This window comes from Paenibacillus shenyangensis (genome assembly GCF_000346635.1).
Lineage (GTDB): Bacteria > Bacillota > Bacilli > Paenibacillales > Paenibacillaceae > Saccharibacillus > Saccharibacillus dauci.
Map to the genome: position 1 here is coordinate 110,887 of NZ_AOIG01000009.1, position 18,898 is coordinate 129,784.

Genomic DNA, 18,898 nt, shown 5'->3' on the forward strand with positions numbered 1-18,898 from the left:
AAATTAAAAATAAACATGGATGTAAAAAGCAACTTTTTCAGCTTTACGACAGTCATACTATACAGGACGGCATTCTCTCTTATTCAGCAATGAAGTGATCGCCGTTATTTTCTATTTTGAATATGTTACAAATTTGTAATTTGGAAGTGACAAAATGTAACTAAGAGGGATACACGTTCTTCAAGGGGTATGGAAGAAGCGACTGTTTCCTTACAAATTGGTTAGGCGAAAGGGGAATGCAGGAACTTTTACTCATCAGGCAGACATGGTTCAAACCAGCCTAATGCACTGCTTAATTTAAAAGTAATTGGAGGAACTATAGTGGAGATTAAACAGTATTTTAATATCATCAAGAAGCGTCTCTGGCTGGTGCTTCTCATTGTCGTGGTGATTACGGCAGGAACCGGAATCTACGGTTTCATGACGAACACGCCGATGTACACCGCCACAGCCAAGCTGGTGGTGAACAGCACACCGAGCAATACGAAAGGTGAACCGGCCAATCAGCTGGATCTGGGAACGATCAATTCCAATATTCAACTGATCAAGACGTATGAGCAGATTATCAAAACACCTGCCATCATGAATAAAGTAGCGAAAGAGAATCCGGAACTCGGATTAACGGCTAATCAGCTGATTAACAGCATTAATGTAAATTCAGTGGATGAGACACAGGTTATGTCGTTGACGGTAACGGATACTTCTTACCAGCGTGCTGCAGAAACAGTAAATGCTGTAGCTACTGTATTCAAGCGCGAGATTCCGCAGATCATGAAACTTGATAATATTACGGTGCTGGATCAGGCAGATCCGTCATCATCCGCACCACCAATTACGAAGAGCCCGCTGTTGTTCGTACTGATTGCTCTTGTACTATCTGTAGTAATTGGCATTGCAGTTGCCTTCCTGCTGGAGTACATGGATGATTCGATCAAAAGCGAGGAAGATATCCGTGATGTACTGGGGCTGCCAGTACTGGGCGTTATCGCCAAAATGAAAGAGGAAGACATGGAAGCCAAGAACACCATGCCTGCCAAACCTCTTGTAGGAGGTGGAGAACGTGCCAACCACACTTAAATGGCCGCTGATTACAAAACAGAATCCCAAGTCGTTGATCGCAGAATCCTATAAAGGACTGCGTACCAATATAGATTTTTCCCGGCTGGATTCCAGAGTGAAGAGCATTATGGTCACCTCGGCAGCACTCGGTGAAGGCAAGAGTACGACCGTCGCCAATCTGGCGATCGCTTATGCGGAGACTGGACGCAGCGTACTGATCGTTGATGGCGATCTGCGTAATCCGGCAATGCACAAAATTTTTAATGTCTCTAATGAAAAAGGATTATCCAATGTATTGTTCAATACCGCCGAGCTGGAGAAAAATATCCAGCAGAGCCGGACGATGAACCTGAGTGTACTGACATCGGGTCCTGTCCCGCCAAACCCATCCGAGATTCTGGGGTCGCGTCAAATGGAATCCCTGATGGATGAAGTGAAGTCGCAATACGATCTGGTTATTCTGGATACGCCGCCGATTCTGCCATTTACGGATGCCCAGGTAGCCACACCGCTGTGTGATGGTGTGGTACTGGTTATCAAAGCAGGAGGCGAAAGCCGCAAGGATATTGCCAAAGCGATGTCCAGCCTGGAATTTGTAGGCGCCCAGCTGTTGGGAGCCGTACTGAATCAGGCAAGCCGCAAGACACTGGCGAGCGCGTACCACGAACAATAAATAAGGCAATTCCATCTCCATGTATTTTGCTTCTCATCTGTACAGGCCAAGCTTGGGGTAATGTCTCCTGCACCCATATCACCGGAGGCACTCGGTCATGCTGTGGGCTGCCATGCAGCCTTAGACGTTTATCGTCAAAGGTATGATGATGAGGACGGGTTGAATGCCCGGCGTCTATTTGAAGCCGGCCCGATGAATGACGCTGAAAACACGCGTTATAGGTAAACATACATGGAGAGGCTATAACGCGTATTTTTAGATCTTCTGCGCTTTAATGGACCGGCAGGCGCTGTGATTGCCAGAACAAGGGGTTCTGGGATTACAGTTCCTACATAAGTGCAACTTGGTCAGCATGACAGAAACAACAAAAAAAGGATAGGGTGTGATCTTATGAAGAAGGTTCGTAAAGCAATCATTCCGGCTGCAGGACTTGGAACTCGCTTTTTACCTGCAACAAAGGCTATGCCCAAAGAAATGCTTCCCATCGTGGACAAGCCAACGATTCAGTACATTGTAGAAGAAGCGATTGCTTCCGGTATTGAAGACATCATTATCGTAACCGGTAAAGGAAAACGCGCAATTGAAGATCATTTTGACAACGCGTTTGAACTGGAAGCGTCACTGCTGGAAAAAGGCAAGCTGGATCTGCTGGATGAAGTACAGAAGTCTTCCAAAGTGGATATTCACTATATCCGCCAAAAAGAACCAAAAGGTCTGGGTCATGCCGTATGGTGTGCACGCAACTTTATCGGAGATGAGCCGTTTGCGGTTCTGCTGGGCGATGATATCGTCGAATCCGACACACCTTGCACACGTCAGCTGATCGAGCAGTATGAAATGACTGAAAAATCTGTGATCGGCGTACAGACTGTACCTCAGGATCAGACACATCGTTATGGCATTATTGATCCGATTGAACAATTTGGCCGTCTGCATCAGGTGCGCCAATTCGTGGAGAAACCTGCCGTTGGTACAGCACCATCCAATCTGGCGATCATGGGCCGCTATGTACTGACACCGGAAATTTTCGAATTCCTCGGTGCACAGGAAGTGGGAGCCGGTGGTGAAATTCAGCTCACAGATGCTATTCAGCGTCTGAATGAATTGCAGGAAGTATTTGCTTATGACTTCCAGGGAACCCGCTTTGATGTGGGTGAGAAACTGGGCTTTATTCAAACTACTATTGAATTCGCTTTGAAGAATGATGATCTTAAGGCGCCTCTTCTGTCTTCTCTCAAAGCTGTAATCGAGCGGGAGATGCAGGAGGAAGCGCTCATAGCAAGAGGTGAGAGCTAATGACTCCAAGACAAGGGAGTGAAGCGGAAGCTTTAGCGAGCTATAGCGAGTTTTATGCGACACATGTCGGTAGTATGTCGGCCAAGCTCCGGTTCTACATGATGGTCAAACGCACACTCGATATCATTTGCTCTTTGCTGGGCTTGATCGTGCTATCACCACTCTTTATTGTACTTGGCATTTTGATCAAGCTGGAAGACCCGAAAGGAAAGGTGTTCTTTTACCAGACCCGCGTCGGTAAAGATGAACAGACTTTCCGGATGTACAAATTCAGGTCCATGGTGTCAGACGCGGAAGAACGGCTCAAAGAGCTGCTGGCCCAGAATGAAATTCAGGGTGCCATGTTCAAAATGAAGAATGATCCGCGTATTACCCGGATCGGACGCTTCATTCGCAAAACGAGTATTGATGAGCTTCCTCAGCTCTGGAATGTGCTGCGCGGAGATATGAGTCTGGTTGGACCAAGACCGCCGCTGCCAAGAGAAGTGGAAGAATACAGCCAGCGCGACAAACTGCGCCTGAGCGTAACACCGGGATGTACCGGATTATGGCAGGTCAGTGGCCGCAACGAGCTTAGCTTTGAAGAAATGGTAGATCTCGATCTGCACTATATCAAGAAACGGGGAATTTTGTTCGATCTGTTTATTCTCCTGAAAACCGTGAAGGTACTGTTTGGTGCCAAGGACGCGTTTTAACAAAATAATCATACCGACGATGATGAGGTGACCATTAATGAATAAAGATTCCAAAATTTACGTAGCAGGACATCGTGGTCTGGTAGGATCAGCGATCCTGAGAGCACTGGAAAATCAGGGTTATACCAATCTGGTAACCCGGACAAGTTCCGAACTCGATCTGCGCAAGCTGCCCGAGGTATACGCGTTTTTCGAACAGGAAAAGATTGATTATGTCTTCCTGGCCGCGGCAAAAGTTGGCGGAATTGCGGCTAACAACGATTTCCCTGCAGACTTTATTCGTGACAATCTGCTGATTCAAACCAATGTCATCGATGCAGCGCACTTTAACGGCGTACAGAAATTGCTGTTCCTGGGCTCTACCTGTATCTATCCAAAATTCGCTCCACAGCCGCTCAAAGAAGAATATCTGCTGACCGGCGAGTTGGAGCCAACCAATGAGCCGTATGCAATCGCCAAGATTGCCGGTATCAAAATGTGCGAGTCTTACAACCGTCAGTACGGTTCCAAATTTATCTCGGCGATGCCAACAAACATGTATGGCCCGAACGATAACTTTGACCTGAAAACATCCCATGTACTGCCTGCACTGGTTCGTAAAATTCACGAAGCCAAAGAGCAGAGCTCCCCAACGGTTGAAATCTGGGGTACAGGTACACCGAAGCGTGAATTCCTGCATTCCGACGATCTGGCAGACGCTTGTATCTTCCTGATGAACAACTACGAAGGCAATGAAATTGTAAACGTGGGTGTGGGCGAGGATATCGCTATCAAGGATCTGGCAATGCTGATCAAGGATATCGTAGGTTACGAGGGTGAACTGGTGTTCAATTCTTCCGTACCGGATGGTACACCACGCAAGCTGGTGGATACGACGAAGATCAATGGTCTTGGCTGGAAAGCGAGCATTCCACTGGAAGAAGGAATTCGCGCAGTATACGAAGACTACCGCAGCAGCCTGGCTGTACAGCAGTAAGCTTTGAGCTGATTCGAAATCAACATCATATGTAATCCAAAACAAACTATAAAAAACATACTGTGGAGGGAATTAATTTATGAAAAGCGCATTAATCACTGGTGTTACAGGGCAAGACGGATCTTACCTGGCAGAGCTTCTGCTGGAAAAAGGCTACAAAGTATACGGCGTACGCCGCAGAACAAGTACACCAAACTACGAAAACGTAGAGCATATCAAAGATCAAATCGAATGGATCTCTGCTGATCTGGGCGATCTGGCTTCCCTGATCGAAGCCGTTCGTGTCTCCGATCCGGATGAAGTATACAACCTGGCAGCACAATCTTTCGTAGCGGCTTCTTGGCCACAACCAATTGCTACTGGCCAAATGACAGCTATGGGCGTAACCAACATGCTGGAAGCAGTACGTCTGGTAAAACCGGAAGCTCGCTTCTATCAAGCATCGAGCAGTGAGATGTTCGGTAAAGTACAAGCGATTCCGCAAGTGGAAACAACGCCTTTCTATCCACGCAGCCCTTATGGCGTAGCGAAACTGTACGGTCACTGGATCACAGTTAACTATCGTGAAAGCTTCGATATGTTCGCTTGCTCCGGTATCCTGTTCAACCATGAGTCACCACGTCGTGGTCTGGAATTCGTAACACGTAAAGTAACCGACGGTGTTGCTCAGATCAAACTGGGTCTGTCCAAAGAGCTGCGTCTGGGTAACCTGGATGCACAACGTGACTGGGGCTTTGCTGGTGACTACGTAAAAGCGATGTGGCTGATGCTGCAACAGGATACTCCGGATGATTATGTAATCTCCACTGGTGAGATGCACACCGTTGAAGAACTGGTACAAATTGCGTTCGACCATGTAGGTCTGAACTGGAGAGACTATGTTGTAATCGATGAGAAATTCGTACGTCCGGCTGAAGTAGATCTGCTGCTCGGCGACTGCACCAAAGCCAAAGAACAACTGGGCTGGGAGCTGGAAGTTGGATTTGATCAGCTGGTAAAAAATATGGTTGACGCTGACCTGAAGAGACATTCTCTGAAGCCGTCCGCTGTACCTGTCTACTAAGTGAGATGATTATGAATGGCTAATGCAATTGCCAAGATAAAGAATAAATTCTCCATGACACCGGAGAAACGCAAAATCTTCTTTAACAGTAACTGGCAGTTGATGGACAAATTCCTGCGACTGGGGATTAACCTGATCGTCAGTATCTGGATTGCGCGCTATCTGGGTCCGGAACAGTTTGGACAGTATAATTTTGCGATATCTTTTGTAACGATTATTGCTGCCGTCGTTCCGCTGGGTCTGGCCAACATTATCGTCAAAGAGCTGGTACAGGATCCCGGTAACAAGAATGAGATATTGGGAACCGTATCTACGCTGCGTCTGTGCAGCGGATTGATTGCCTTTGCCATTACGATTGTGCTGGCTTTCATGATTCCCGGTCAGGATCCAATGGTTCGCTGGAGTATCGTTATCATCGCAGCGAATATGCTGTTCCAGCCATTGGACGTCATTTCCCAGTGGTTTGACTCTACGGTCGAAGCCAAGTATGCGGTCTATGCCAAAGGCATCGCTTTTGCGATGACTTCCGTGATGAAGGTTCTGCTGATTGTGTTCCATTCATCTCTGATCTGGTTCGCCGCATCCTATGCACTGGAATTGATTCTCGGGTACCTCTTCTTGTTATTTACCCAGAGAAAGAAGATTTCACTAACAAAATGGACATTTAATTGGAAATTAGGTAAAAGATTAACAAATAGCTCGTGGCCGCTGATTGTAGCGGGTATCTCAACAATCATTTATCTGAAAATTGACCAAGTCATGCTCAGCTATATGATCAACGATACGGCTGTAGGGATCTACGCGGTGGCTGCACGATTGTCGGAAGTCTGGTACGTGATTCCGACCGTCGTCGCCGCATCCTATTTTCCAAGTATGATCAAAAACAAGCAGCTCGGTCCGGAAGTCTACAAGACGGAGCTGCAAAAGCTGTACAATCTGCTGTTCTGGTTCGCACTGTGTATCTGTATCGCGGTAACCCTGATGGCCAAGCCGGTCATCTCCATTCTGTACGGTCAGGAATATATCGAGTCTATTGGTATCCTGGTCATTCACGTCTGGGCCTGCCTGTTCATCTTTATGAGAGCAGCGCTGAACAAATGGATTATCAGCGAAGGCATGTACCGGTTCGAACTGATCAGCCAGGTAATGGGCGCAGTAACCAAGATCGTCGTCAACCTGATTCTGATTCCGCTGTTTGGCGGTGTCGGAGCAGCGATTGGTACTGTACTGGCTTTCATCGTCTCCAGCTACGCATTTACTTTCCTGTTCAAGGAAACACGCGTATCCGGCGTGATGATGTCCAAGACACTGATCTCCCCGGTTACGGCGATCATCGCCAAACTCAAACCCGGCAAGGCCAAGCTGCCTGCCAACCAGGAATAAAGAAGCGGCGGTTCCCCTTCACCGGGGAACCTTCCATTCTTAACGCCAGTCATTGAAAATGCTTGAAATCAATATGAAATAACGCACAACTGACATAGCAACAAATGACATAACACAACGAACATACACATCAACCAACGATCGGTTACCCCAGAGGTAAGCCGACGCAATATCTTCTCTTAAATATTTTTGAATGTGATGCAGAGGGTGGGTAGAGCACCGGAGCGGAGGCAAGAGAATCGTTCCGGAAGAAGCCTTTAAAAATAAATATCCCCTGCTGAAAGCAGTAGTTCAGGATATTCATTTTTAACAGCGCCTGAAGGAATGATCTCATGCCGAAGCGGTGTCTCATACCACACTGCTTCATATTCAAGTGAATTTAAGCAAAGAAATTCAAGCAAAGAAACAAGGAGGCGTAGGCATTGAAAAAAGTACTGTATGTCCATCATTCGGGGTACATGGGTGGAGCACCGAGAAGTTTGACCTACCTGATCAGCCATCTGGACAAGCAAAAGTTCCAGGGAAATGTGCTCACGATTCGAAATGGTCCTGCGGTGAAGCTGCTGGAATCCGGCGGACTGCCGGTAGAAGTGGCGAAAGGCATGTTTCCTTTCCACGGATCGACGGTATCCGGCATGACGCCGAAGCTGTTTGTCCGTAACCTGATCGGCGCACTGCCTACTTATTTTCAGGCTAAAAAATACATTCGCAAATATCAGCCGGACATCATTCATCTGAATAGCACCTGTCTGTTCCAGGTAGCGCGTGCAGCCAAAAAAGTATCTCCGGATACCAAAGTGGTCTGCCATGTGCGTGAGCCGCTGTTGAATTCATTCGCCGGTAATATTCTGAAGCGTATGAATCATAAATACGTGGATGGTTACATCTCCATCGATCAGTTTGATTCCGAGACGGTAGATAGTGCAGGCCGTGAGCTGGAAGTCGTATATAACTTTGTGGATTTCAAATCCTATAACCCGGATGTGAGTGGTGCCGGCGTACGCAGAGAGCTGGGACTTGCCGATGACGATATCGTGTTCCTGTATATCGGCCGGATCGTTAGCGGTAATGGCGTACTGGATATGGTCAAAGCATTCAACAAAATCAGCAAGGATCATCCGAAGTTCAAATTGATCGTTGGCGGATTTTACTTTAACAAGAACAATGCATATGAAGACAAAGTAATGGAAGCCTGCAAAGGCAATGACCAGATCTATCCGCTGGCCTTCCGTGATGATGTACCACAGATGATCGCTGCCAGCAACGTCATGATGTGCCCGTTCGTAGAACCGCATTTCTCGCGCAGCATTATCGAAGCGGCTGCGATGAAGAAACCGGCGATCGGCACCAACATCGGCGGACCGAATGAACTGATTCTGCAAGGCAAGACCGGTTATCTGTTTGAAACCGGTGATTACAGTGCAATGGCACAGTACATGATCAAGATCGGTACAGATCCTGCCTTGTACGAGAAGCTGGGACAGAATGCATTGTCCTTTGCCGAAGAGAACTTTGATGCACGTAAAAATGCCAAGCGCACCTTTGACTTCTACAACCGTTTCTTTGTTAGGGAGCCAGTATGATTAATTCTTTTATCAAAGTAAAACGCAAAGTAGCCAAGAAATGTTCGACCTGGATGACTCGCCGGATATTCAAGGAACAGCGGATTTCCTTTGGTCCCAATCTGATCGCAGTCGGTATGCCGATTGTGGATCAGGAGCCGGGCAGCCAGATTACGATTGGCAGCAATGCGATTCTGTGTTCATCGGATTACAGTAATCCGATCGGACTGAATCACCGGACTGTGATTCGTACACTGCGCAGCGGCGCCCGTATTACGATCGGCAACGATGTGGGAATTAGCGGAGCAAGTATCTGCGCCATGTCGAGTGTTCATATCGGCAACGAAGTCATGCTGGGTGTGAACGTGCAGATTAGCGATACGGATTTTCATCCGATCAAGCCGGAAGGACGGCGCTTCAACAAGCAGCCTGACGATATCGGCACAGCGGCAACGACCATCGAAGACAATGTATGGGTCGGCGCCAACTCGATTGTGTTAAAAGGTGTGACGATTGGCAAAAACAGCATCATCGGCGCAGGCAGTATCGTCTCAAGCTCGATCCCTCCGAACTGTATTGCAGCCGGAGTGCCTGCCAAAGTGATCAAACGTTTGGAAGTGAATGATAATGACGTTAAATCCATATACGCTGTCCAATCCTAATGACATCACGGTCAAAAGCAAGTTCCTGACGTTTTTGACCGTCATGCTCATTGTGATTACATCGGGCTCTGTATTATTCGGTAAACTGATGTACTCCGAATTCATCATGATTTTATTCGCGATTGCGCTGGTGTTCTATTTTCCGAAACGGATTGAACCCAAACAGTTCCTGATTCTGCTGCTAATCGTTATCTTTCTCCTGTTTAATATGCTGATGTATCAGAATAATCTGAATGGCTATATCGGGTTGATTCTCAAGATGGCGGCGGTATTCATGGTTCTGAACCGGATCGATCTCCGCCAGGCAGCCAAAAGTTATCAATGGCTGATCGTGGCGCTTGCCCTGCTGGGCATGCCGTTTTATCTGGCAGGTGTGCTGGATGCGGCGCTGGTGCGCCAGCTCGTTCCACCGACTCCGGTATGGGGAGGCGCTTATCGGATTACGCCTTTTCATGTATACGGATTGTGGAACATGACACGTAACCAGGGAATCTTCTGGGAGCCGGGCGCTTATCAGGTATTTCTGAATTTGGGCATTTTCCTGATGCTGTTCACCAACCGGAAAGTGCCGAAATGGAAACTGCTTATCCTGACGGCTACCCTGCTGACGACCATGTCTACCTCGGGGTATATGATCTGCGCACTGATTTACCTGGCTTATGTGATTCGCAATGGCAAGCGCGAGCAGATGGCACGAATGGTCATGTCACTGATTGTATTTATCCCGCTCGCACTGTTCATTGTCCAGAGCGGCGTTATTACCGACAAGTTCCAGGATGATAATGCTTCCTTTAACCGGCGTTCACTGGATACCACATCCAATCTGCAGCTGCTGGTGGAGAAGCCGCTTGTTGGCTGGGGATTCCAGAATAATGAAGTGCTGATGGAACGATACGGTATACCCGATTCTTCCAACTCGCTGCTGACTTTTGGATACCAGTTCGGACTGCCATTGCTGCTGATTCTGATGATTTATTATTTCTTTCAACTGCTGAGGCCGATTGGCGGCGTGTTTCAGACACTGCTCATCTTTATCGGTCTGGTGATTGTCTTCTCAACGGAGAATATGCTGTTCCAGCCCGTGTTCATCGTACTGATGTTCCTGGATACCAGCAGAATGAGACTAAACGAAAAGATAGAGAGTGGTGAAATCCGTGGAAACGAAGTCAGTCGCATACGTCGCCCCTTACGTCAACACCCAGTTACAGCAAAAGAGGGGATATAGCGCCAAGCATACGGCGGGTAACAAGAAAATCGATTGCATTTTGCTGGCCATGGAAGAGAGCGGCAATGATATTACCGTGATCTCTCCGCTGCTGCTCAAGCAAAACACGATGAAATGGTTTAGCAGGGATGCTTATCCAATCGGTAACAACAGTGAAGTAGTTTATCCCGGAACAGTGGATCTCAAAGGCGTGAGCCTGCTGATGACGTTGTTCACTACCTTTTTCCAGCTCGTACGCTGGAACCGGGAACACAAAAAGGAACCAAGAGCGGTTGTCTTTTACAACTACCGTCTGGAGACGGCGCTGCCGGCGATCCTGTTCAAACTGCTGTATCGTGTACCACTGATCGTGGAATACGAAGATGGTATCTACGCTGTTACCGAGACTAACAAACACTACAAAAAATTGTCCGTGGCAGTTGAGAAATTTGCGAACAAGCTGCTGGATGGTGCCGTACTCGTTACATCGGTACTGAAGAAAAGAGTCAGCACGGACAACTACACCGTCGTACGCGGCGGTACGGTTCATCCGTCCAGACTGAAACCGGTCCGCGAAGTCGATCTGGGAACGGACGAGCGCCCGTTCCGGATGGTCTACTCCGGACGACTGGATTATGATCGCGGTATTGAGATTCTGCTGGATGCCCTTCCTTATGTGAACACCGGCCGCAAGCTGGAGCTGGATATTACCGGCTACGGTCCGTTGGAAGACAAGCTCAAGCAGTTTATCCAGAGCCATCAGAATCCACAAATTAAGATTACCTTCCATGGATTCCTGGATGATCACGATTATGCACAGCTGATGGAGACCGCTGACCTGTTCGTTAACACGCAGCGCGAGAAAATCAGCTTCAGTGAATGTTCGTTCCCGTCCAAAGTCGTGGAATACATCAAATACGGCAAGCTGGTTCTCACCTCCGGCGTGTCTGATATCAATGTGATTAACCAGAATATGTTTGTTACTTATGATAATGATGATCCCAAAGAGCTGGCTGCCGGATTGAACGAGATTCTTGCTCATCCACAGCAGTACAGCCTGTATCCTGTCAGAGCCATGGAATGGCTGGTCAGCGACTGTGCCCACGAAGTGGTAGCCGGTAAGCTCGACAAAGTACTGCGCCGCGCTATCAGCGGCAAGCCGGAAGCATCGGTATATTCCGAGTCCGCACCGGCAGAGTAGAGCGGCAGCAGCCCTGCCGCCGGAAGGGAGGAGACGGAAATGACGCAAATCAGACTGGATCAATACACACAGGCAGAATACTCGCGTGGCAAACCCGGCTGGTACTGCCTGATCTGGTGGTTCATTCAAGGGACGCTGTTCCGTTTCTCGCTGCATAATATGTACGGCTGGAGACGATTCCTGCTTAATGCTTTTGGTGCCAGGTTGGCACCGGGCGTAAGAGTTCGTCCAACCGCCAAATTCACCTATCCATGGAAAGTCACGATCGGTGAACACTCCTGGATTGGAGACAACGTTGAATTCTACAGTCTGGATGAGATCGTAATCGGTAGCCAGTGTGTCATCTCACAGAATTCCTATCTGTGCACCGGCAGCCACAAGCTCAGCGACCCTACGTTCGGCCTGATTACCAAGCCGATCATCATCAAGGATGGCGCATGGGTGGCAAGCGACGTATTTGTCTATCCAGGCATCACTATCCATGAACTGGGAGTCGCCGGAGCACGCAGTACAGTAGTCAAAGACATTCCGAGAAACGAAGTCCACATCGGCTTCCCCGCTGCTTTTCATAAGCACCGGTTCCCGGAAGAACAACAGACTCCTGCTGTACACATCGTAAAGTAGTAACGTGCATACGCACCAAGCACTATGGAACATCGCGTTTTAAAATCCAAACGCTAGAGAGGGATAAATGTGAAGGATAAACCGAAAATCGTATTTGTCATTAACTACTTTTATCCCGATTATGCTTCAACGGGACAATTGTTGACCGAGTTGTGTCTGTATCTGCAGCATGACTTTGATATCACAGTCATTGCCGAATGTCCTCCGGGTTATGTAAGTCCTTCCGGTGCCAAAGGCCGGGTACTTCGTGACCGTCTGGAGAATATAGAGGTTGTCCGTATTCGTCTGCCAGAGGTAGACAAGCAGAACAAGCTGAGCCGGATCAAGTACATCTCGACGTACTTCTGGTTCGCAACGTATCAGCTGCTCAAAGAGAAAAACACCGACTTTATCTACACGATCTCGACACCGCCGGTACTGGGTGGACTGATCGGTACAATCGGTAAACTATTCAAACGTTCCAAGCATATTTACAACATTCAGGATTTCAATCCCGAGCAGGCCGAAGCGGTCGGTTATACGGATCGTAAATGGATTTTCAATATCGCCCGGGCGATTGATAATATCAACTGCTCCATGTCCGATCATGTGATTACGGTCGGCAAGGATATGCAGGAGACACTGGACAAGCGGTTCGGCGGTCGCAAACAGATTGCCAATACAGTGATTAACAACTGGACCAATGAGCAGGAGATTGTGCCGGTTGGCAAAGACCATCCGCGTGTCGCCCAGTTTATTCGTGAGAACGGCTGGGAAGGCAAATTCGTCGTTATGTACTCCGGTAATCTGGGATTGTACTATGACCTCGAAAACCTGATCAGCGTCGTACCGAAACTGAAAGAATGCAAAGACATGGTATTCGCCTTCATCGGCGAAGGGGCCATGAAGAAGAAAATGATGGATTATGCTGAACAACACGGATTGATTCAATCCGGTCAGGTGTGTTTTCTCCCCTTTCAACCGAAAGAGGATTTGAAATATTCACTCAATGCCGCTGACGTTCACCTGGTTGTCAATCAGAAGGGAATCAAGGGTGTATCGGTTCCCAGCAAAATCTACGGAGTCATGGCTGCCGGTAAAGCGGTACTCGGTGTACTCGAGGAAGGAAGTGAAGCGCATCGCCTGATTGTGGAAAGCTACTGTGGTCTGGTGGCAGAGCCTCAAAATTATGATGATGTCGCTGTAAAACTCCGGACATTGTATGCAATGGATCGTCTGGAACTGCAAACAGTCGGTCAAAACGGAAGAGACTATCTGGAGAAACATCTCCGCCGTGATGTATCGCTGGAGAAATACCGCCAGCTGCTGCTGTCCATGGTTGCTCCATCCTCGTCACCAAGCATGCTGCCTGAATCCAGGTAAGCCGTATCACCGATGATTCGCCAGTAAGACAACAAATACACAGAAAACATAGGAGGGATCGGAGTGAAACTTATCCTTTTATCCGGAGGTTCAGGAAAGCGTCTGTGGCCTCTATCCAATGATGCGAGATCCAAACAGTTTTTGAGAGTGCTGGAAAATGAGCAGGGTGAGCTGGTATCGATGGTTCAGCGTGTATGGAATCAGCTGGACATCAGCGGACTGAGCGATTCCAGCTATATTGCCACCGGCAAGTCTCAGGTGGAGATTATGCGCAGTCAAGTCGGAGCCGATGTACCACTGATCATTGAACCGGAAAGAAGGGATACGTTTCCTGCCATTGCACTGGCAGCAACCTATCTGTATTCCATTCAGGGTGTAAGCCTGGATGAAGTCGTTACGATTCTCCCGGTCGATCCTTATGTCGATAATCATTTCTTTGAAACGGTACGCAGCCTTGAAGACGCGATTGAAGAGTCCAATGCGGATCTGGCGCTGATTGGCGTAGAGCCAACGTATCCGTCTTCCAAATATGGATATATCATCCCGTCCGGCGAAACAAGCGTGACCGGCCTTCGTTCGGTCAGCCGCTTTCAGGAAAAGCCGACGGAAGAATATGCAGAACAGCTGATTGCCGAGAAAGCTCTTTGGAACTGCGGCGTATTCGCCTTCAAGCTCGGGTACATTATTAACCTGCTGGAGCAAAAAGGCATGCCGATCCAATATGAGCAATTCCTGCGCAGCTATGAAGCTCTGCCGAAGATCAGCTTTGACTATGAAGTCGTGGAAAAAGCAGAAAATATCGTAGCGGTTCCTTATACCGGCTACTGGAAAGATCTTGGTACATGGAACACATTGACCGAGGAAATGAGCAGCGTACAGATCGGACGCGGGATTATCAGCGTTGACTGTGAAAATACGCATCTGGTCAATGAGACGAATATTCCGGTTACTGTACTCGGCATGAAAGATGTCGTAGTAGCAGTTAGCCCGGATGGTATCCTCGTCTCTGATAAAGCCAGCAGCCCCAAGCTGAAAGAACTGGTTAATTTTGATCAGGGCCCAATGTTCGAAGAACGCCAATGGGGATGGGTTCATGTGCTGGACGATCAGCAGTATGAAGATGGACGCTGCGTATCGACCAAGCGTATTGGACTCAAAGAAGCCCATAACCTCAGCTATCGCAGCCATACCGAACGCGAAGAAGTATGGACGATCGTCAAAGGTGAGGGCGAATTTGTTCTTAACGGCAATGTGATGCAGGTAAGTGCAGGTAATGTACTGCATATTCCAGTCAAAGCCATGCACAGTATGCGCGCTTCAAGCGCAATGGAATTTATCGTCGTTCAGACAGGAATGTATGAACGCAACAATCAACTGGTGGAGCTGTTCCATTCATGGGAAGATATCGCTCAAAACTGCCTGAAGATCTGACGACTATCTGTTACTACGTCTCTGATTATGGATATGGACATGCAACGCGCAGTATTGCCGTCATTCGGCAAATGCTGGAAAGCTGTACTGGGACGCCGATGCGACTGATTATCAACTCAGGCCGGGCACTGTCTTTTCTGCAGGAATCCCTGCAGACTAGCGGACCGCATGAGCTGGAGTTCCGGCGTACATTCTCGGATACAGGATATGTACTGCAGACGGATTCGATTGCAGCTGATATTCCTCGTCTACGCGAACAATATAATAGCGACATGTCGTTGTTTGAAGAAAAAGTAGTTATGGAAGTACGATTTTTGCAGGAAAGCGGTGCACAGCTGGTAATCAGTGACATTTCGCCGATTCCAATTGCTGCTGCATGGAGAGTAGGCGTAGAATCGCTTGGCATTTCCAACTTCACCTGGTATACGGCCTACCGCGATATGCTGGAGCTGCATGAACTGAACGGACTACGTGAAGCTTATGCACGGATGGATCATTTTATTGGCCTCGCAGGCTGCGCCGAACCGGCGTGGGGCTGTAAAGGCAGGATTAATACCGGATTTTTCTGCCGGCGTCCTGATCAGCTCGAAGTCCAGCGTATCCGTGAGGAACTGAATCCGGATGGACAAAGCAAATTGATCTTTTTCGCACTGGGCATGAGTATTCAGGTAGACGAATTGTCTGCGCTGAAGCTATGGGACAGTGAGAACTGCCGGTTTATCGTATCGGCAAATATGGATATCGAGCGACCGAATATTTCACATATTCCTGCCGACTATAGCGAGTCACAGAATTATGTGGCTGCTGCCGACCTCGTGATTACCAAGCCAGGCTGGGGCACGATATGTGAAGCGGTAGAGCTGAACAAGCCGCTGGTTCTGCTGAACCGAAGCAGTTTCTATGAAGACCGTCATACGATTGCGGCTATTCCGCTGGAACATCCGGTAACGTTAATGTCTTGGGAAGAAATACAGCAGCTCGATCTGATGTCGGAACAGGGCCTGGAAGTATGGAACGATGAACCGTCTGATGCTTTTCCATACACCAGGGAAGATAAAACTTCCGGTGCGTCACTGACTGATATTACGGATTATATTCATAATCTTTTACAGCATGTAAAAGTATAGTGGATCAGACGTATTGCTGATGGGTCAGTGCATGACCATCCAGAGGATAGCGGCCCACAGCAGCAGAGACAGGGCAGTGCCCCACAGACAACCTTTGGCAAATGTCGGATTTCCCTGATTTCTCATAATGATCAGCCTCCAAATATAGATATGAGATTGGATACACCAATTCTTATACAGACTATATCGGTTGATTAACATTATACGTGAATAGAGGTTGCCCAATCGCTTGGTGAAAATAGCATGGATTTCAGTACTCAACTACAAACAGAAATGGGAGTGTGAATAATGAAAATTACAGTTATTGGTACAGGTTATGTTGGTCTAGTGTCTGGTGTATGCTTTGCAGAAGTCGGAAATACCGTAACATGTGTAGATAAAATCCCGGCTAAAATCGAAACATTGAAAAATGGCGGCGTTCCAATCTATGAGCCAGGCCTTCAGGAAATTATGCTGCGTAATGTAGAGGAAGGTCGTCTTTCTTTCACAACAGATCTGAGTGCTTCTGTACCGGAATCTGATCTGGTTATCATTGCTGTAGGTACACCACCACTGCCATCCGGTGAAGCGAATCTTGAATATATCGAGGCCGCTGCACGCGAGATTGCGCTTTCAATTAACGGTTACACCGTAGTAGCTGTGAAAAGTACCGTACCTGTCGGCACGAACGAACGTGTTAACAGCATCATTGCCAGCCTGACAGATCAACCATTTGCAACAGCTTCCATGCCGGAATTCCTGCGTGAAGGATCTGCTGTCAAAGATGCATTCAACCCGGATCGTCTCGTTATCGGTGTAGAGACACAACAAGCAGCCGATATGCTGATTGCTCTGCACAGACCACTGACCGAAAACCTGGTTATTACGGATATCCGTAGTGCCGAGATGATCAAATACGCTTCCAACGCGTTCCTTGCTACCAAAATCTCCTTTATCAATGAGATTGCCAATATCTGCGACAAAGTAGGCGCTGATGTGGATCAGGTAGCCAAAGGTATGGGTATGGACCGTCGTATCGGCGCTTCCTTCCTGAATGCAGGTATCGGTTATGGCGGTTCTTGCTTCCCGAAAGATACACATGCACTGATCCAGATTGCCGGTAACGTGGAATATGATTTCAAACTGCTCAAATCTGTAGTTGAAGTGAACCAGTCCCAGCGCTGGGCCGTTATCGACAAGCTGCTGGATTCACTCGGTACCCTCAGTGGCAAGAAGATTGCAGTATGGGGTCTGGCATTCAAACCGGATACCGATGATGTTCGTGATGCACCATCCCTGGAGATCGTGCCAAAACTGGTTGAATTCGGTGCGTTGCCACAGGTATTCGATCCAGTAGCAGCAGATAACTTCCGTCGTGAGTACGATCACCCATCCGTGACTTATGCAGAAAATGCCATCGAAGCTGCGCGCGGCTGCGATGCAATCTGCCTGCTTACCGAATGGGGCGAGTTTGTAAATGTCGATCTGGTAGAAGTTCAGGCGGTTATGAACAATCCTGTACTGATCGACGGACGCAATGTATACAGTGCCGAACGGATCAAAGCAACTGGCCTGGATTACCATTCCATGGGTCGTCCAGCACTCTTGCGTGATAGTTTTATAGTAGCCAATTAACCTAAATTTGAACCAATTTTTGTCAAAAAACCACCGGGTCGCTATTATTGCGATCCGGTGGTTTTTTGGATTTCATTGGTATTCGACAAAAGCTATATAAGAAGACACGAATAAGCCGGCCTGCTTATGACCGATCAGACCGGCTTATATTGCTGCATATAGTATAAAGAAACAGGTAGGTAGGAATCTATATTCTAATCATGATGTTGGGCAGGAATGAAGTGAAATATTAATGATGTTCTTCTTCAGAGTGCGCACGATCCCGTACGACACGCTCCAGCAGCTGACGGATCAACTGAAGATCATCAGCCTCGAGGGGAACGCCATCCCAGTGCAAATGGGCATGGTTGAGAAATTCACGAGCGTTCGTATTTGAGGAAATGGGATCATACTGCTCTGTCAAGCCAAGCAGATAATCGGAAGTTGTATTCAGCTTACGGGCAATAGCCTGAATCGTTTCGAGTGTGGGTTGACGATAGCCGGACTCGTAGCCTGCGTAAGTACTTTTGGCTACTCCAATATAATCTGCGACTTCTTTCATCGACATATTTCGTCGTTTGCGAAGTTGTTTGAGGCGTTGGGCGAACAATACAAAGACCTCCTAGTGAAGCTATGATGTATGCGACCTGAATAATAACAGAAGTAGGAGAAAAGCCGCAGACAATACATAAAGTATAGCACGGTGTGATATGATTGCCTACTTTGGATAACTTCCGTAACAGTGCTGCACAACCAATATACTTCCATTTTCAATAGTATACGCCTATTCACTACTATATAGGCAATTTTTACAAAAAATATAAATAATAGATTTAAAAGTATTATAATACGCTGGCAAGGAAAACGGAGAAGTCTACAGTATGTAATACTTTTGCTAACTATTATTCAATTTGCGAACAATCTATAACAAGATACTGGAATAATAGAACATCCAGATGAATGCAGTCCTTATTATATATCGGATTT

At 47.6% G+C, this 18,898-nt stretch carries 17 protein-coding genes; 16 read left to right on the top strand and 1 reads right to left on the bottom strand.

Annotation, left to right across the window (positions count from 1 at the left end):
* The first annotated feature begins 321 nt into the window (after positions 1–321).
* The 16 genes from H065_RS25535 (at position 322) to H065_RS0108395 (ending at position 17,932) form a co-directional block, all read left to right on the top strand.
* Positions 322–1,077 carry a YveK family protein gene (locus H065_RS25535; RefSeq protein WP_017812579.1) on the top strand — a complete coding sequence of 252 codons (756 nt, stop codon included), beginning with the start codon at positions 322–324 and terminating at the stop codon, positions 1,075–1,077.
* On the top strand, positions 1,061–1,732 hold the full coding sequence (locus tag H065_RS0108320) for a CpsD/CapB family tyrosine-protein kinase (RefSeq protein ID WP_017812580.1): 672 nt from the start codon (positions 1,061–1,063) through the stop codon (positions 1,730–1,732). Before H065_RS25535 ends, H065_RS0108320 begins: the two co-directional genes overlap by 17 nt.
* A 390-nt stretch (positions 1,733–2,122) precedes the next feature.
* Positions 2,123–3,028 (top strand): UTP--glucose-1-phosphate uridylyltransferase GalU, encoded by a 906-nt coding sequence (gene galU / locus H065_RS0108325; protein ID WP_017812581.1) that lies wholly within the window; start codon positions 2,123–2,125, stop codon positions 3,026–3,028.
* Positions 3,028–3,723, top strand: coding sequence for a sugar transferase (locus tag H065_RS0108330; protein WP_017812582.1), 696 nt, complete (start codon positions 3,028–3,030; stop codon positions 3,721–3,723). The genes galU and H065_RS0108330 overlap by 1 nt, the downstream gene beginning before the upstream one ends.
* A 37-nt stretch (positions 3,724–3,760) precedes the next feature.
* Positions 3,761–4,699 (top strand): GDP-L-fucose synthase family protein, encoded by a 939-nt coding sequence (locus tag H065_RS0108335; RefSeq protein ID WP_017812583.1) that lies wholly within the window; start codon positions 3,761–3,763, stop codon positions 4,697–4,699.
* A 79-nt stretch (positions 4,700–4,778) separates the two neighbouring features.
* Positions 4,779–5,762: a GDP-mannose 4,6-dehydratase gene (gmd, locus tag H065_RS0108340; RefSeq protein WP_017812584.1), complete on the top strand. Its 984-nt coding sequence runs from the start codon at positions 4,779–4,781 to the stop codon at positions 5,760–5,762.
* A 15-nt stretch (positions 5,763–5,777) separates the two neighbouring features.
* Positions 5,778–7,145, top strand: coding sequence for a flippase (locus H065_RS25540; RefSeq protein ID WP_017812585.1), 1,368 nt, complete (start codon positions 5,778–5,780; stop codon positions 7,143–7,145).
* Between the two features lie 422 nt (positions 7,146–7,567).
* On the top strand, positions 7,568–8,728 hold the full coding sequence (locus H065_RS0108350; protein ID WP_017812586.1) for a glycosyltransferase family 4 protein: 1,161 nt from the start codon (positions 7,568–7,570) through the stop codon (positions 8,726–8,728).
* Positions 8,725–9,369 carry a DapH/DapD/GlmU-related protein gene (locus tag H065_RS25545; protein ID WP_017812587.1) on the top strand — a complete coding sequence of 215 codons (645 nt, stop codon included), beginning with the start codon at positions 8,725–8,727 and terminating at the stop codon, positions 9,367–9,369. The genes H065_RS0108350 and H065_RS25545 overlap by 4 nt, the downstream gene beginning before the upstream one ends.
* Positions 9,335–10,594, top strand: coding sequence for an O-antigen ligase family protein (locus tag H065_RS0108360; RefSeq protein WP_017812588.1), 1,260 nt, complete (start codon positions 9,335–9,337; stop codon positions 10,592–10,594). Before H065_RS25545 ends, H065_RS0108360 begins: the two co-directional genes overlap by 35 nt.
* Positions 10,524–11,774: a glycosyltransferase family 4 protein gene (locus H065_RS0108365; protein WP_152425839.1), complete on the top strand. Its 1,251-nt coding sequence runs from the start codon at positions 10,524–10,526 to the stop codon at positions 11,772–11,774. The genes H065_RS0108360 and H065_RS0108365 overlap by 71 nt, the downstream gene beginning before the upstream one ends.
* 39 nt (positions 11,775–11,813) lie before the next feature.
* A complete protein-coding gene (locus H065_RS25550) occupies positions 11,814–12,398 on the top strand; it encodes a WcaF family extracellular polysaccharide biosynthesis acetyltransferase (protein ID WP_017812590.1) in 585 nt (194 codons plus the stop codon).
* A 69-nt stretch (positions 12,399–12,467) separates the two neighbouring features.
* The gene (locus H065_RS25555; RefSeq protein WP_017812591.1) at positions 12,468–13,760 is read left to right on the top strand and encodes a glycosyltransferase family 4 protein; all 1,293 of its coding nucleotides are present in this window, start codon (positions 12,468–12,470) and stop codon (positions 13,758–13,760) included.
* A gap of 63 nt (positions 13,761–13,823) precedes the next feature.
* Positions 13,824–15,191 (top strand): sugar phosphate nucleotidyltransferase, encoded by a 1,368-nt coding sequence (locus H065_RS0108380; RefSeq protein WP_017812592.1) that lies wholly within the window; start codon positions 13,824–13,826, stop codon positions 15,189–15,191.
* Positions 15,155–16,318 (top strand): glycosyltransferase, encoded by a 1,164-nt coding sequence (locus H065_RS25560; protein WP_081604093.1) that lies wholly within the window; start codon positions 15,155–15,157, stop codon positions 16,316–16,318. The genes H065_RS0108380 and H065_RS25560 overlap by 37 nt, the downstream gene beginning before the upstream one ends.
* 288 nt (positions 16,319–16,606) lie before the next feature.
* Positions 16,607–17,932: a UDP-glucose dehydrogenase family protein gene (locus H065_RS0108395; RefSeq protein ID WP_017812595.1), complete on the top strand. Its 1,326-nt coding sequence runs from the start codon at positions 16,607–16,609 to the stop codon at positions 17,930–17,932.
* Positions 17,933–18,161: 229 nt separating this feature from the next.
* On the opposite strand, the gene H065_RS0108400 is transcribed toward H065_RS0108395, so the two are convergent.
* Positions 18,162–18,521, bottom strand: a complete 360-nt coding sequence (locus H065_RS0108400; RefSeq protein WP_017812596.1) for a helix-turn-helix domain-containing protein — start codon at positions 18,519–18,521, stop codon at positions 18,162–18,164.
* Between the last annotated feature and the right edge of the window lie 377 nt (positions 18,522–18,898).